This window comes from Roseimicrobium gellanilyticum, from assembly GCF_003315205.1.
In the GTDB taxonomy this organism is placed as follows: domain Bacteria; phylum Verrucomicrobiota; class Verrucomicrobiia; order Verrucomicrobiales; family Verrucomicrobiaceae; genus Roseimicrobium; species Roseimicrobium gellanilyticum.
The window spans coordinates 110,714-126,261 of sequence record NZ_QNRR01000014.1; the positions used below are offsets into that span (position 1 = coordinate 110,714).

Annotated in this window: 14 protein-coding genes; 4 read left to right on the forward strand and 10 right to left on the reverse strand. The window is 60.3% G+C overall.

The window, feature by feature from the left end:
• Positions 1-2: 2 nt before the first annotated feature.
• Positions 3-1,604, reverse strand: coding sequence for an outer membrane protein assembly factor BamB family protein (locus DES53_RS27720; protein ID WP_147263660.1), 1,602 nt, complete (start codon positions 1,602-1,604; stop codon positions 3-5).
• Here DES53_RS27720 and DES53_RS32625 point away from each other — a divergent pair.
• The 4 genes from DES53_RS32625 to DES53_RS27735 all read left to right on the forward strand — a co-directional run bounded on the left by DES53_RS32625 (position 1,593) and on the right by DES53_RS27735 (position 5,020).
• Positions 1,593-2,006 (forward strand): Dabb family protein, encoded by a 414-nt coding sequence (locus tag DES53_RS32625; protein ID WP_170157468.1) that lies wholly within the window; start codon positions 1,593-1,595, stop codon positions 2,004-2,006. The genes DES53_RS27720 and DES53_RS32625 overlap by 12 nt on opposite strands.
• A 115-nt stretch (positions 2,007-2,121) precedes the next feature.
• Positions 2,122-2,688 carry an SET domain-containing protein gene (locus tag DES53_RS27725; RefSeq protein ID WP_113961594.1) on the forward strand — a complete coding sequence of 189 codons (567 nt, stop codon included), beginning with the start codon at positions 2,122-2,124 and terminating at the stop codon, positions 2,686-2,688.
• A gap of 88 nt (positions 2,689-2,776) precedes the next feature.
• Positions 2,777-4,123, forward strand: a complete 1,347-nt coding sequence (locus tag DES53_RS27730; RefSeq protein WP_113961595.1) for a sodium:proton antiporter — start codon at positions 2,777-2,779, stop codon at positions 4,121-4,123.
• Between the two features lie 63 nt (positions 4,124-4,186).
• Positions 4,187-5,020 (forward strand): alpha/beta hydrolase, encoded by an 834-nt coding sequence (locus tag DES53_RS27735; RefSeq protein ID WP_170157469.1) that lies wholly within the window; start codon positions 4,187-4,189, stop codon positions 5,018-5,020.
• Positions 5,021-5,141: 121 nt separating this feature from the next.
• Here DES53_RS27735 and DES53_RS27740 read toward each other — a convergent pair whose 3' ends face one another.
• From DES53_RS27740 to DES53_RS27780, 9 genes are all read right to left on the reverse strand, one after another.
• Entirely contained in the window at positions 5,142-6,038 is an 897-nt protein-coding gene (locus tag DES53_RS27740) for an EF-hand domain-containing protein (RefSeq protein WP_170157470.1), read from the reverse strand.
• A 171-nt stretch (positions 6,039-6,209) separates the two neighbouring features.
• Positions 6,210-7,538: a dipeptidase gene (locus tag DES53_RS27745; RefSeq protein WP_113961598.1), complete on the reverse strand. Its 1,329-nt coding sequence runs from the start codon at positions 7,536-7,538 to the stop codon at positions 6,210-6,212.
• A gap of 50 nt (positions 7,539-7,588) precedes the next feature.
• Positions 7,589-8,239 carry a metalloprotease gene (locus DES53_RS27750; protein WP_113961599.1) on the reverse strand — a complete coding sequence of 217 codons (651 nt, stop codon included), beginning with the start codon at positions 8,237-8,239 and terminating at the stop codon, positions 7,589-7,591.
• A 402-nt stretch (positions 8,240-8,641) separates the two neighbouring features.
• Positions 8,642-11,299 carry a response regulator gene (locus DES53_RS27755; protein WP_113961600.1) on the reverse strand — a complete coding sequence of 886 codons (2,658 nt, stop codon included), beginning with the start codon at positions 11,297-11,299 and terminating at the stop codon, positions 8,642-8,644.
• 65 nt (positions 11,300-11,364) lie between these two features.
• Complete coding sequence (locus DES53_RS27760) at positions 11,365-11,829, reverse strand: response regulator (RefSeq protein ID WP_113961601.1); 465 nt, start codon at positions 11,827-11,829, stop codon at positions 11,365-11,367.
• A 42-nt stretch (positions 11,830-11,871) separates the two neighbouring features.
• Positions 11,872-14,037, reverse strand: coding sequence for a GspE/PulE family protein (locus tag DES53_RS27765; RefSeq protein WP_170157471.1), 2,166 nt, complete (start codon positions 14,035-14,037; stop codon positions 11,872-11,874).
• A 20-nt stretch (positions 14,038-14,057) separates the two neighbouring features.
• Positions 14,058-14,573 (reverse strand): type II secretion system protein, encoded by a 516-nt coding sequence (locus DES53_RS27770; protein WP_113961603.1) that lies wholly within the window; start codon positions 14,571-14,573, stop codon positions 14,058-14,060.
• Between the two features lie 23 nt (positions 14,574-14,596).
• The gene (locus DES53_RS27775) at positions 14,597-15,004 is read right to left on the reverse strand and encodes a type II secretion system protein (protein WP_113961604.1); all 408 of its coding nucleotides are present in this window, start codon (positions 15,002-15,004) and stop codon (positions 14,597-14,599) included.
• Positions 15,005-15,013: 9 nt separating this feature from the next.
• On the reverse strand, positions 15,014-15,487 hold the full coding sequence (locus DES53_RS27780) for a type II secretion system protein (protein WP_113961605.1): 474 nt from the start codon (positions 15,485-15,487) through the stop codon (positions 15,014-15,016).
• Between the last annotated feature and the right edge of the window lie 61 nt (positions 15,488-15,548).

Sequence of the window (15,548 nt, forward strand, 5' to 3'; positions counted from 1 at the left end):
TGCTACTTCGCCAGCGCCCGCAAGTCGTAACAAAGGATGCGCGGGCCGCTGCTCCCCATCGCCTGCTCATCTTCATTCTGCATGACATAAAGCAGACCCCTGCTCACCGCAGGCAGGCACCAGGTATGGGGCGCAAAGAAGAGTGGCGCTCGCGCTTCCACCTTGGCGCCCGAGGGTGAGAGATCCATCCAGAGCAGCGAGCCCAGTTCACTGAGCACGAGAAACTTCCCATCCACCTTCAGCAAGCTGGCGCGCTGGATACCCAGCACGGGAGCACTGCCAGGCCTGCCGCCACGGCCCGGTCGTGCGAGCGCTGTCTCCTCCCAGATCACATCCTCGCGCCACTTCTCTTCGCCCGTATCTGCATTGACACACACCAGCTTGGAGGACTGCTGCAGCTCCCCATCAATGGCATAGAGGTAGCCATCCACATACACAGGGTTCATCCAGTGCGTGGCGAGGCGTTCAGACTTCCACACTTCCCTCGCTTTGAAGTTCTCGTCGAACTCCAGCATCACCCCGCCCAGCGGTCGCCCTTTGGGGTACGCGGTGGAAATGAAGACGCGGTTCTTCTCCGGGATGATCACAGGGGAACTTGCCGTAGCCGAAGTGTAATCATCCGCCCGCCAGGGGATGCGATCATGCACCGTGCCATCCTTGGCATCCAGGCACAGCAGACCACCGGTGGCCGGATTGCTCTCGCCTCCTGTGAAGACAAAGACCTTCTTCTTCCCGTGCATGGTGGCAGCAACCGGTGTGGCATAGCTCGCTCCCCACGAGTCCTTCACGCCCCAAAGCAGGCGGCCCGTCTTCAGGTCAAAAGACCCCACGCAGAGGCCCGGTGTGGCCAGCTTGCGAGCACGGTCTTCCATGTCATCATCGTCGAGGGCCATCTCACTCTTGCCACCCACATTCACAATGGCCATGCCGTCCACGAGCAATGCCGAGCCTCCATGCCCAAAGAAGTCCTGAGGCACGAGAAACTCCTTCCGCAGATCCCGCTGCCACGCCACGCGCCCTGTCTTCAAGTCCAGGCAGGTCATCATGCAGGTGACCCCCACTGTCACCACGCGGCCATCCGCGATGGAGGGTGACCCGCGCGGGCCATTCGCATAGCCGAAGCGATCCCGGTAGTTGATGGGATACTCATGCACCCAATACCGCTGGCCCGTCTCCGGATGCAGACATTCGATGACCTCCTTGCCTTCCACGGCATGGAAGATCACAAGATGCTCGCCACTGATGGCGGGCGAGGTATAGCCCTCTCCCTTGCGCACTTCCCACACCTTCGGTGGACCACCTTCGGGCCAGGCATGCAGCAGCGGCGTCTCTGGAGAGATGGCGTCATCCTTGGGACCTAGGAATGAGGGCCAGTCACTGGTCACGGCATCCTTGGAAAGCGGCTTTGGCGCAGCATGAAAGGTGAGCCGGTCAAAGGCCTGCGGCCTGGGTGCTGGGGCCTCGCTGAGTTCCGCAACTTTAGGCGGGCTGGGATCCACACCGAAAGGCTCCGCGGAAATCGCCAGGCCTGCTCCTACACAGGTGAACAAGAGGATGGACAAAGCCTTCATGCGCATGCCATGGTAGCCAGCATGAAGTCCCATGCGAGTCTCTTTGCCGGAATGTGCGCCCTGATTTGCGCGTCCCTCTTCACCTCCTGCGCCAGCCTCTGCCCGGCAGGGAAGGCTTCTCCCGGCCAGGTGGAGCACGTGGTGCTGGTGTGGCTGAAGGACGCTGGCAATGAAGCCAAGCGCACCGAACTCACCGCCACGGCGAAGGGCTTCCAGAAGCAGATCCCCGGCATCATCTCCATCAGCGCCGGAGCGCCCCTTCCCAGCGATCGCCCGGTCGTGGATGACAGCTTCGACCTCGGGCTCGTCATGCGTTTTGAAAGCAAGGAAGCCCTGGCCGCCTACGAGAAGCATCCAGTCCATGTGAAGGCCGTGAAGGAGGCGCTGGCTCCCGCCTCCAAAAAGCTCCAGGTGTATGACGTGGTGGTGCGCTGATGGCGAAATCGTCATGATCAAAAACTTCATGACGCGCGAATCACGTAGAAGAATCACGCAAGGATCGCGCTTCTGTCATTGACTCTGGCATGGTCCTTGCCACCATGCGCGCCCGATGTCTGCTTCACGAGCCAAGGAAGAGCCACTCTATCTCGTGCGCAACTCACCCATCCATGGGAGAGGTCTCTACGCGCGCAAGTTCATCGAGAAGGACACCTGGATCGTGCAATACGTAGGTGAGAAGGTCGACAAGGACGAAAGCGACCGCCGCGCCAATGCCTTGCTTGAGTCCTCCAAGGATACCGGCGGAGCCAAGGTATACATGTTCATCCTCAATGATGAGTGGGACATCGATGGCGATGTGGACTGGAATGATGCCCGACTCGCAAACCACTCCTGCGATCCCAACGTGGAAGCGCAGACGTGGGAGGAGAAGGAGATCTGGTTCGTAGCCCTGCGCGACATCCAGCCCGGCGAGGAGCTCACCTTCAACTACGGCTTCGATCTTGAGCACTGGGAGGAGCATCCCTGCCAATGCGGTACCAAGCGCTGCATCGGCTACATCGCTGCCGAGGAATACTGGCCCACGCTGAAGCGAAAGATCGCCGGCAAGAAGGCGGCCAAGACGCGGAAGCGCAAGATGGCATCCTCTGCCACGGCGCTCGCCCAGGCTGGAGAGTAACGGCCTGCGGTACAAGGCCGAGGCCACGAGTCCATGCTTGCGCTTGACGGGCAGGTGACGCGCATGCAGGGCACTGGCGCGACCTATCATGACCCTGCCCAGCCTCGCCGCAGCCGCGACATCGGCCACTGACCACGCGTCCGTCCTGCCCTCTGCATGGATGGTGCTTCCGTTCGCAGGGTTGCTGTTGTGCATTGCACTCCTGCCGCTGCTCGCCGCCCATTTCTGGGAACGCCACTATGCGAAGGTGGCTGTGGGATTGGGCTCGGTAACCGCTTGCTACTACCTCCTGGTGCTGCGTGACAGTCATGCGGTAATGCACTCCATGACGGAGTACCTCAGCTTCATGGCGCTCGTGGGCTCTCTCTTCGTCATTTCAGGGGGCATCAATATCGGCGTGAAGGGCGAAGCCACGCCGCTGGTGAATGTGGTCTTCCTTCTCTTCGGTGCCACCATCGCGAATATCATCGGCACCACAGGAGCTTCGATGTTGCTCATCCGCCCTTGGATCCGGATGAACAAGTTCCGCATCACTGCCTACCACATCGTCTTCTTCATCTTTGTGGTCAGCAATTGCGGCGGCTGCCTCACGCCCATCGGCGACCCTCCGCTCTTCCTCGGTTTCCTTCGTGGCATACCTTTCTGGTGGGTCATCCAGCAGGTGTGGCCGGCTTGGCTGCTGTGCATCGGCCTGCTGCTCGTGGTTTTCTTTGTGATCGATGTCCGCAACTTCAGAAAAGTGCCCCGTCAAGTAGCCGCAAAAGCGACGGCCGAGGAGACCTGGACCTTCCGCGGACTGCATAATCTGCTGCTGCTCGCACTGGTGCTGCTGGGAGTCTTCCTTCCTCAGCAGTGGAAGGTCGGCACTGAGGCGCTTCACCTGACTGCAGGCGCGCTGCTGATGATCGCAGCGGCCATCATCTCCTACCTCACCACAGCCCGGCCCATCCATGAGGCGAACGACTTCAACTTCCACCCGGTGAAAGAGGTGGGCTGGCTCTTCATCGGCATCTTCCTCACCATGATTCCTGCACTGCAGCTCTTGGGCTCGGGGCAGGGCATCACACTGGATACCCCCTTGAGCGTGTACTTCGCCAGCGGCTCTCTCTCCGCCTTCCTCGACAACGCACCCACCTACCTCACTTTCCTCGCGGCAGGCATGGGACGATTTCAACTGGATGTGAATCAGCCCGCCCATGTGCTGCAGTTTCTGGAAGCCCATCCCGGGTTCATCGTCGCCGTGTCGCTGGGCTCCGTGTTCTTCGGTGCCGGCAGTTACATTGGAAACGGCCCCAACTTCATGGTGAAGGCGATTGCGGAGAAGTCAGGGGTGAAGGCTCCCGGCTTCCTGAAATACATCTACGGCTTCTCTCTTCCCCTGCTGCTGCCCATTCTCGCCATCGTGGGTTGGCTCATGCTGCGCCACACGCATTGACTGGGGACACCACACCGAGCGCAAGAGGCACAAGCGGCTGTTCGTTCAGAAAAGGCCATGTCCATGCGCCATCTTCTTCCCGCCCTCCTCGTTCTGGCTATCACCTGCTCCGCTCATGCCGAGCTGAAAACCGATATCGAATTTGCCAAGGTCGGCGATGTGAGTCTCACGTTGGACGTCCATGTTCCGGATGGACCTGGCCCTTTCCCCACGGCCATTCTGGTGCATGGCGGTGGCTTTACGAAGGGCGACAAGACCAGCTACATCACTCCCCTCTTCAAACCGCTCAACGATGCCGGCTACACCTGGTTCACCATCAACTACCGCCTCGCACCGCAACATCGCTGGCCCGCATGCCTTGACGATGTAGAAACCGCCATCCGCTGGGTGCGTGCGCACGCGGCGGAGTACAAGGTCGATGTGAACCGCATCGCCCTCATTGGTGAATCCGCTGGAGGACACCTTGTTTCCATGGCTGGGACACGCGCTCAAGGGGATACTGCGGTGGCGGCCGTGGTGCCATTCTACGCGCCGCACGATCTCTTCCTCAGGGCACAACAACGCAAGGACGTCGGCGAAGGACTCGCAGGTCTTTTCGGCATCTCTCGTGAGGTAAACGACACCACCCTTGCAGCCTTGAAGCAAGGGTCACCCTTCTACCACCTCAAGGCTGGCCTGCCACCCTATCTCCTCATCCACGGTGACAAAGACGACAAGGTGCCCTTCGAGCAGTCCACCCTGTTCCAGGCCGCCAGCCGGAAGGTGGGCAACACCTGCGAGCTCATCACCATTCCCGGCGGTGGGCACGGCATGGGCGGCTGGAAGGCGGTGCCCGCAGGCGCAACCTATGCGAATGAGATGATCACGTGGTTGAACAAGGTGATGGTGAAGAAGTAAGGACGGAGGTTCCAAAGGAGCGCAGGCACTCCTTTAAGAAGCGAGCCTTCCAACAACAAAAAGGCGTGGAGCCGGAGCCCCACGCCTTGAATTCTTGAATCGTACAGCCGCCTCTTGCGCCTTAGTTTTGCGGAGCCGGTGCAGCAGGGGCCTCACCCTCGGGACGACGAGGACGCTCGCCTTCACCTTCAGGGCGCGGACGGGCACCGCCATCGCGGCCGCCTTCACCACCAGGACGGCGGAAGCCGCCGCCTTCACCGCCACGACCGCCGCCACCCATCATCTCACGCATCCGGCGACTCATCGCTTCGATTTCCTCATTGGAGATGTTTCCATCCTTGTTCTCGTCCATCTGGGCAAACTGCTCTTCGCTCGCAGCGTGGAATTCTTCCTTGGAGACCGACTTGTCGTCGTTCTTGTCCATACGGCGCAGACGATCGCTGAGGAAGTTCATGCCACCACCACCACCCTGACGCATGCCGGGGCTGCCACCGCCTTCACCGTCGGGGCGGCGGAATCCTTCGGGACGAGGACCCCCTTCACCATCGGGACGACGGAAACCCTCAGGACGGCGCTGGCCGTCGGGTCCCGCAGGAGGACTGCCCGCCTGCTCGCCACCGGGACGCGGACGCACACCGCCATCACGCTCACCAGCGGCACCTTCAGGACGGCGCATGCCTTCCGGACGCTGCTGCGCCACATCGCGGGCGCGGCGCGCCATGTCCTCGGCTTCTGACTTCTCGATGAAGCCATCCGCATTGGCGTCGATCTTGGCGAAGCGATCTTCCGCCTCCTTCTTCGTGGAGCCCACAAACTCGTCCTTGGAGAGCTTGCCATCATTGTCGGCGTCCGCCCTCTTGATGAACTCGCCCACGCGATCACCGCCGCCGGGAGGACGTCCTTCACCACCACCACTGCCGGGAGGCGGAGGGGGAGGCGGCGCATCTTGCGCGAGCAAGGGAAGCGAGCCGCAGCTCAACGCGGCAGCCATGGTCAGGGCGAGGAATCTTGTTTTCATCGGGGTGCTCAGTCTTGGTTTGGGTAACGGGGGGTGAAACTGCATTTGCCCGGGAAAGTTGCGAAAAAGGAACCCTGACCCGGCCTCCATGGCCGGGTCGGGATCACAGATGCATCGCAGGATGGACCCGGCGTGCGTGGCGGTGGTCAGTGGATGAGAGGAGACGACACCTTACTGCGCAAGTTCCCGAAGGAGGTATTCATTGAGGCGGATGCCCGCTTCGAAGTTCTCCACAGGGAAGTTCTCGTTCGGCGCATGCGCCTGGCAATCAGGCAGGGCAAGCCCCAGCAGCAGGGTATCGACACCCAGTACATCCTTGAAAGCCTGCACAATCGGGATGCTTCCTCCTTCACGAATCAATGCAGGCTTGCCCCCGAAGGTTTTCTCCAGAGCACGTTGGGCCGCCTGGCCAAACGGCGAAAACGGATCCATGAGGTACGGCATGCCCGTGTGACCCAGCTCGACTTCAAGTCGGATGCCCGGAGGTGTATGGGCCTTCAAATGCTTCTCCACCTGCTTGAGGATTTCATCCGGCTGCTGATCCGGAACCAGGCGGAAGCTGAACTTCGCAAAGGCCTCACGTGCAATCACCGTCTTCGAGCCCTCTTGCTGCCAGCCACCACCGATGCCATTCAGTTCCGCCGTGGGGCGCGCCCAGCGACGCTCCAGATCCGTGAAGCCCGCTTCACCAAACAATTCCGGCACACCGGTCACGGCCTTCGTTTCGGGTTCGCTGTCACCGAGGTTTTTCCATGCTTCACGTTCCCAGTCCGCCAGAGGCTTCACCGCATCGTAGAATCCGGGCACCTGCACGTGACCTGAGGCATCATGAAAACTCGCGATGATCCGTGCGATGGCGGTGATGGGATTCATCACTGCGCCACCCCAGATACCCGAATGCAGATCCGTCGCGGGACCGCGCGCAATGATTTCCGCACATGCAATGCCACGAAGGCCATAGGTGAAGGTGCCCACGCCGGGCGCGACCATGCCGGTGTCCGAGATCGCGATGACATCGCACTTCAGCAGCTCGCGATTTGCCGCCAGGAAGGGTTTCAAGTTGGGGCTGCCAATTTCCTCCTCACCTTCGAAGAGGCAGGTGAGATTCACGGGGAGGTCACCTTGCTCACGCAGGGTCTTCTCCAGGCCGCACACATGCGCCATGAGCTGGCCCTTGTTGTCTGTGGCGCCACGGCACCAGATCCGTCCATCCCGCAGCGTGGGTTCGAAAGGTGGCGTGCGCCATTCATTCACCGGAGCATCCGGCTGCACGTCGTAGTGCCCATACAACAACACCGTTCGCCTGCCGGGCACATGCTTGTTCTTCGCGACAATGATGGGATGCCGCGGGGTCTCATGCAGGGTGGTGGCCAGGCCCATGGCCGTGAGCTTTTGCACCAGCCAGCCTGCACAGGCGCGCGTGTCCGCATTGTGCGAAGATTCCGTGGAGATACTTGGGAAGCGGAGCAGCGTGAAGAGATCGTTGAGTTCAGGAGTCATGATCAGAACAGGATGAACAAAGATACGCGCGTGTGCGATGGGCCGGGCGCTCAGCGTGGCTCAAGAGCCGAGGGCGGCGTCTGTCCCTGCCAGCGCTGGAAATTGTCCCAGGCAAACATGCCGCACAGGAGGGCATTCCAGACGCTTGGATTGGGACGCGTGATCACATAGATGCAAAGCGCCCCCGCGCACAGCATGCCCACGAGGTAGGCAAACTTCTCACGCCTCGGCCCCAGAATGCTTCGGAGCACCTGGCCTCCATCGAGCGGGTAGATGGGCAGCAGATTGAGCAGTCCCCAGAAAATGCTCACGGTCATGAAGCTCACAAAGAACGCAGTGATGTACCACGAGTCTCCTGAGCTGTGCGCGATCACCTGCCAGGCAACAACACCCACCGCAATCTGCAGAAACGGCCCTCCGAGGCTGATGAGGATATGTTGCACACGCGTGAATCCACGATTGGGAATCGCCAGGCCACCCATCGCGTAGAGCACGATCTCCGCGCGTGCTCCGAACTTTCTCTGAAGCAGCGTGTGCCCCAGTTCATGAATCAGAATCGAGATGAACCCAGCAGCCACCCAGATCAGCAGCAGGACGAATCCACGTGGTCCATTGAGCAGATTTGCTCCAAGCATCGCCATGATTGCCCAGAACATCCAATGCACAGTCACGGGAAAACCCAACAAGGTGAAGCGAATCATGCGCCACCCTAGGTAACGCACGGAGTGCGGTCAACGAGGTTCGCCCCCAAGACGCAAAGGAACAGGCAAAAAAATCGGGGGCTGCCCCCCTGAAGAGCAGCCCCCGCAACAACATTACCCAATTTTACCTGAATCACACGTACGTTGCCGTTCGTGGCTCGCCGCGACCATCCCACTCATGTTTCGAACCGAAATCTGAATGAAGGATTTTAGCGGTCAGCTGTTTTTATTATAGAAACCGCCCGTGGAGTGACAAGGAGATTTTGGAATTTTCTCCCTTCTGAGAAGCATTATCTCAACGCCTGCATAAAGACCCATTCACTACACGCTGAACGCACTGCAAATCGAGAGGCAAAATGGAATGTGCATGCGAGACACCGATTCGCAGGCTCACGCGCTCCCTCAGCCCCGCATCACCACATCCTGTCCCGGCCGGATGGTGCGGCTGATCACCTCGCGCAGCATGTCCAGGCTCACCGGCTTGGTGACGAAGTCATTCATGCCGGCACTGATGCACTCCTCTCGCACGCCACTCAGTGCGTGCCCCGTCACCGCTACGATGATCGGCTGGTGCTTCAGCAGGAAATTATTCCGGATTGCACGAGTAGCATCCTCCCCGCCCATCTCGGGCATCTGGAGATCCATGAAAACCAAATCGTAAGGAGTGCGCGCCACCAGTTCGATGGCCTCGCGCCCATTCTCCGCAATATCCACCTCGTTGTATCCGAGGCGGGCCAGCATCAAGCGCGCCAGCTTTTGGTTCATGGGCTGGTCTTCCACCAGAAGGATGCGCGCCGGATGTTCCGAGGCAAAGGATGCCGTGGCATTCGCACCACTGGATTCCTTGGCTGCCGCGCGCGGCGCTGAGGGTGGCGGTGCCGGTGTTGCTTCGGTGCTAGCAGCAGTGACCAGCGGTACTGGCGCGGCAGGAGCGACTTCGTTTTCGTCACGGAACGGGCCGGACAATGAACCGGGAGGAAGCGCAATGGGCACGGCTCTCGGCGCCGGTCGCGGCTCCATGCAAAGCTGTGCCAGGGCACGCAGCAGATCCCGGCGGCCTGCCGGTTTGTGCACGAAGAGACACTGGCCCCCCAGCACGGAATGGAAGATCTTCTTCACCTGCTCATGCGCGATGGGTACCATTCCCACTACGGCAAGCCCTCGCGCTGCCAGTTCGAGCGACAGGCGGCTGGCCTCATCTCCGGAGAACGACGGGATATCGATGACCACCACCGATGGTGCATCGTCGAAGAGCTGACGCGTCGCGGCCCCCGGAGTGAGTGTGCGCGCGTCCGCCACCATGCCAAAGTTCCGGCAGTGATGAAGCACGATGCTGGAGGTCGTCTCGTGCGGAGAAAGCACGAGTACGGAACGCCCCTTCACCGAGGCGAGACAATGCACCTCTTCCGCGAGGCTTTCGTTGTCCTCCGGCGCGACTTCGAGCGGGATCTCAAAATAGAAGTTTGAGCCCCGACCTTCCTCACTCACCACATTGATCTCGCCGGACAGGAGGCGGCAAAGGCGGCGCGAGATGGCCAGACCAAGACCTGTGCCGCCATATTTTCTCGTCGTGGATTGGTCCGCCTGGGTGAAGGCCTGGAAGAGACGTGAAACCTTGCTCGCGGGAATACCGATGCCGGTATCTCTCACGGAAACCTGCACATACATCTGTTCACCACCCCCCTGCGGACGAGGGCGCAACACCGGCTGCGCCAGCGCCAGGATCTCACCACGATCCGTAAACTTCACCGCATTCCCCAGCAGGTTCACGAGGATCTGCTTCAGACGTTGGAAGTCACTGGAAATATGACGCGGCAGCGTGTCGAAGACATGATAGTTCAGTTCGATGCCTTTCTCCGCGGCCTTGTAGGCAAAGATGGACATGGACTCCTGGAAGAGTTTTTCCATGTTCACCGGCATACGCTCCAGCTCCATCTTGGCGGACTCCAGCTTCGAGAAGTCCAGAATGTCATTGATGAGGTGCAGCAGGCTCTCACCACTGGTGCGAATCATCTTCACCAACTCCCGCTGCTCCGGCCCGAGATTCATGTCGAGCAACAGAGACGTGGTGCCGATGATGCCATTCATCGGCGTGCGGATCTCGTGGCTCATGTTTGCCAGGAAGTCCGACTTGGTTTCCATGGCCGATTCCGCCAGTTTCTTGGCGCTGATGCACTCCTGGATGAGCGCCTGCTTGCGCTGCTCCTCCGCGGCCAGGTGCTCGATGGTGTCGTTGTACACCCGCGAGGCTTCAGAGATGTCGTCCGTTCCCTTTTGCGGGAGTCGATAAGTCCAGATGCACTGGCGCAGCGCATGAAGCCCGTCCGCGAGACGCCGCACGCGCATGCCGATACGCCGGCCCAATCCGATGGCCAGCAACAGTCCGGGCACCAGCCCCGCTCCTACGGCAAGCGTGATCATGCTGACCGTCTTCCGCGCGGCAAGGAGATGGCGGAACTGGAACAACGGCTGGCGCGCCACCAGGAAGCCAAGTCTCGTTCCATCTGGCAAAAGGATCGGCGATGCCGCCGTGATCCACTCGGAGAGTTCCTCATTTTTTGTCCCCTTCGCCCCAGAATTCACGAAGCGTGATGACACTGCATACGGCGCTCCATCAGCCGCGAGGATGATGGCTTCGAGCACACTGGCGTCTGGAGACTGTCCGCTGATGGACGGCTTGAAGGTGGGCACATCAAAGAAACCCACACGAGTGAACCGGCGCTTGGGTTCCACCTCACCCGGTATCTCACGCACGACTTCCACCAGCACCCCCAAACTCGTGAGCACATCCGGTCCGCCAAACTCATTCAACTGGTTTCGCAAACGCTCCTCCATCTGCCACGGCAGAGCACTCGGCAATTGCTTCGCATTCTGCTCCACGAGCATATGGCCAAGCTCCGCAGAGGCTGCAGTGACCAGGCTGAAGACATGGGACCGCTGCGAGTCACGTGCAGACTGCACCTGATGCCACGCCACGCCCGCCATCGCCGCCGCCACCACGACCAGCATGCCCAACAACGAGTTGAACAAAAGCCGGGTGCTGAGCAGCGTGGACTTCATGGGCAGCCGGGGGACAGCTTGAACCGGAACGAGATCAGACAGAGGGAGGCCTCAAGAATGCCAGGCTAAGCCGCCCTTCTGGAGGAGGAACGCCGCGCATTGCGCTCCATGACCGCCGTCAAATCCGTCGCGCTGTAAGGCTTGGGCAGGATGTCATCAAAGCCCAGGTTCAGGCAGCTCGACTTGCTGTCATCGCTCGCGAAGAAACTGCTGCTGGCCACGATGCGAATGCCGGGCTGGATCTGGCGCAGCACCTGCACGGCCTCCATTCCAGAAATGCCGCCAGGGAGAATCAAATCCAGGATAACCACGTCCACGGGGGTATGACGACCGACGCAATACTTCAGAAGCTGCTCCGCTTCCTCTCCGCTGCTGGCATTCAGCACTTCCCATCCCTGGGACAGCAGCACGGTACCAACCATCGCACGGAGAACGGGCTCGTCATCCACCAGCAGAATACGTCCCTTCGAGCCGCTGGGCGAGATGGGACTCTCCTCATTCAAGATGAAATGGGGGCTTGTGATGTTCATGCGCTCAAAACTGCGGGGTGAAGAATATTATAGTTCTGAATACTATACAGCAGTATAGGCAAGACAGCGAATCTCTTCTATCGTTGTATTTCCAGAAATCACCTGATTTAGCCCCTCCTGATACAAAGTCCGGAAGCCGTTTTTCAGGGCAGCGGCCCGCATGGCGCTTTGCGGAGCCCCCTGTTCAATGAGGTCCCGGAGTTCATCGGTCGTTTCGCACAGTTCCATCAGAGCCACCCGGCCGCTGTAGCCGGTGCCGTGGCACTCGCTACAGCCCACCTTTTCGTGGATGGGCTGCGTCATAGGCACTGATATAACACCTTGACGATAAAGATGTTCCTGCAATTCCATGGGCGCGGCCGTGGGCCGCTTGCAGTAGCCGCAGAGCCGGCGAACCAGGCGCTGGGCCTGACTGAGAGCGAGCGAATCCGCCACCAAATACTTTTCCACGCCCATACTCAGGAGACGTGAAACCGCCCTGATGGAGTCGTTGGCATGCAAGGTCGTGAGCACCAAGTGTCCCGTCAGGGAGGCATTCACCGCTGCCTGGGCCGTTTCCGTGTCACGGGATTCCCCAATGAGAATGATGTCCGGGTCCGCTCGCAGCAGGGCACGCAGGCCGTTGGCGAAGGTCAGGTCATACGTGGGATTCGTCTGGGTCTGGTTGATCCCCTCCACCTCGTATTCGATGGGGTCCTCAATGGTCTGGATGTTGACGTCCACCTCATTGACGCTGTTCAGCAGGGCGTAGAGCGTGGTCGTTTTCCCTGAACCGGTCGGTCCCGTGACCAGCACCAGCCCCTGGTCACGGCGCATCACCCGGTGGAAAATGTCCGTCTGCCGCTGGGTGAGATTGAAATCGCTCAAACGCCGTACGCCATCCTGCTTGTCCAGGAAACGCATGATGACCTTCTGGAAATCACGACGGGTCGGCACGGCCGCGACACGCACATCGAGCCGACGGGTCCCCACGCGGACGGAGAACCGGCCATCTTGCGCCTCCTGGCGTGTCTGGCTCATGCTCGAGTAGTTCTTCACCATGGCCACGAAGCGCGGCAGCAGATCCTCCGAGGCCGTGAGGATCACCTTGAGACTACCATCAATGCGCGCCCGGAAACGCGTCATGTTGTAGAACTTCTCGAGGTGCAGGTCGCTCGCACGGCAGCGGATGGCCGTGAAGATCGCCCACTGGACGAGCTCTTCCGCCGTGTGATTCGGGCTCTGCGGATTGATGCGCGCCATGTCCTCCGCACTGATCTCGACAATGTTGTCGTCATCCGCGACGGCCAGCTTGGTATCCACCTGACCGACCGCTTCGGGATTGAAGCTCGATGCGGCGCGCGCAATCGCCTCACGGATGGAACTCGGATCCGCGAGCACATAGATGACCCTCGCGGTGTGATTTCCCAGCGAGTGCCATTCGTCTTCGAATGCGTAGTTGTCCTGGGACTCGCTCAGGAGGTAGATGCACTGACGCCCGGTGTATAGCGGGAAAACATTGTGCCGCTCCAGCAGATGGTGCGGAAACATGTCCTGCCGCGGCGCCTCCTGGGCATTGAAGACATAGGTTCGCCCGTCACCCACGAGGTAGCGCAAGGCCACACCCAGATTCCGCTGGATGGCATTGAAGTCCGAAACGAGCGGATTCTCCTTCTTACTGCGCATCTCCTCATAGAGACCGCTGAGGCGGATGCGATCCGCTTCATCATATGGATAGTGGCGCAACAGCCATTCGAAGGCCGCACCCATCTCACCATCGCTGAAGCGCGGAATCTCCAGACGCTCGAGGCTGTTGGCCTGCGGGATCGGCATGCGCTGGCAGCGCTGTACGAAGTCCTCCCGCGTTTGTGCATACTGTTCCCGGGTAATGAGCACCCGCACCACAAGGGCATGCGGTACTCCCCAGAAATCCGAGGCGCGAGGATTGCAGTGGGCCATCACCAGCAAGGGGCCGACGGTCGACACTGGCAGCCACGGATCCGACGTCGTGGGCACGCGGCCCAGTTTCCTCAACACCCTTTCCGGCTCCGGTGGACAGCTCTCACGCAGCAACGTGACTGGCACGAGCCCGTGCTGCAAAGCCGAGCCCTCCAGCGTGAGCACGCCCACATCTCCCGGCACGGGAGAACTCGTCACACCGGTTCCAGCCCTGTTTGACTGCTGGGGATGGAGCTGGAGTTGCAGGGTGTTGGCAGCCGGGGCGGACATGAGTGGCAGAGTAGGCAGCATCATTTGCCCCCGGGATTGTACCCCGGCGGAAATATAAACGGAGTCGTGATGTCCGAGCCATCGAATATCACTTTGAACCCTGTGCCGGAAGTTCCGGGCGGCACGAGGGCGTAGAGCGTTCCCTCCCAGCGGAGGCGATAGTCCGCGGTATTGCTGGAGACCTCCGGATTCCAGTCTGGGCGCATGTAGGGCGATCCAGGTCTGGGATTGTCCGGGTTCCTCCACTGAAGGCGACGGAGGACATCATATTCATCACCGGTCGTCACGGCAAAAGGAGTGATGACCAGCTCACCGTTGCCCTGCCCAAAGCGATGCACCGCGGAATTGAGCGTTTCCAGCAGGTTGCGTGCGACCACTGCTTGTGAACTTCCAAACACGCCCTGGTACTGCGGAATGGCCAGGGCAAGCAACACCGAAAGGATGACAAGAACGATGAGCACCTCAGGCAAGGATAGACCTCGCGGGCGGTACATCGCTTCCGCGAATCGAATATCGGTTGGCTCCGCTTTCCTCATCGTCTCTCGGCTGGTTGAGCCTGCTAGTAATTGATCGCGGTGCTGCCCTGCTTGAGCGTCACCTTCCTCAGCGGATCGATCGCCGTGGGGAACTCGATGGTATAGCCGTTGGGCATGTACGCCGTCCGCGTGGTCTCTGCGTAGGACAGGTAGGGCGCCACCAGGGTGTAGCGCAGATCATTTGTGCTGTTCGCGGTCCAGTCGGAGGAAGCCTGCGTGCGTCCGCGCGTCTGCACCAGCGTGGCCATGGCCATATTCACCGCTTCTGCACGCGCGATGGCCATGTTCTTCTCGCTGTCCGTGCGCACCTTGATGAGGTTCGGCAGAGCCAGGAAGGAAATGATGCCAATGATCGCGACGGCAGCCAGCATCTCGATCAGCGAGAAACCGGAACGCAGGTTCCGGTTCGACGAATGGGAAGTAGAAAGCATGGCGGGAAGTCAGTCTGTTTTGAGCTGCACCTTGGGATACCCATCCGTGGTGGTCCAATCCGGCAGCATGATGTAGCTTTTGATGATGTTCAGGGCGTCGCTCTTGATCTTTCCGGAGTTGAGCGTGCTGTCGTTGATGTGCGTGAAAGTATCCGCATCCAGGTAGCCTGAGATCAGGGCCAGCCGTGCCTTGCTGGTAAGGGCGGCATTGTAGGCCGTGCGGATTTCCTCAATCGTCTTGGGCTTGGTTGAGGTGCCCACCATGCGGTTGCTGTCGCCATTCACCCAGGCGTTCAGGGCGCTCTGGATGGCCGCTTGCTGCTGGCGGGCGATGGTCCTGCTCGCATCCGTGGAGACGCTGGAAAAGGCGCCGATCAGGATGGATGCCATGATGCCGAGGATCGCGATGGTCACGAGCGCCTCGACGAACGTGAATCCTGAAACGGAGGCACGGTCACGGCGGGCGCAGGGGCAGGCATGCATGGCAATGTTGTTGCGGGGGCGGTCTGGGAAGAAAAAAAAGCGGACCCGGGGGGTGAGCCAC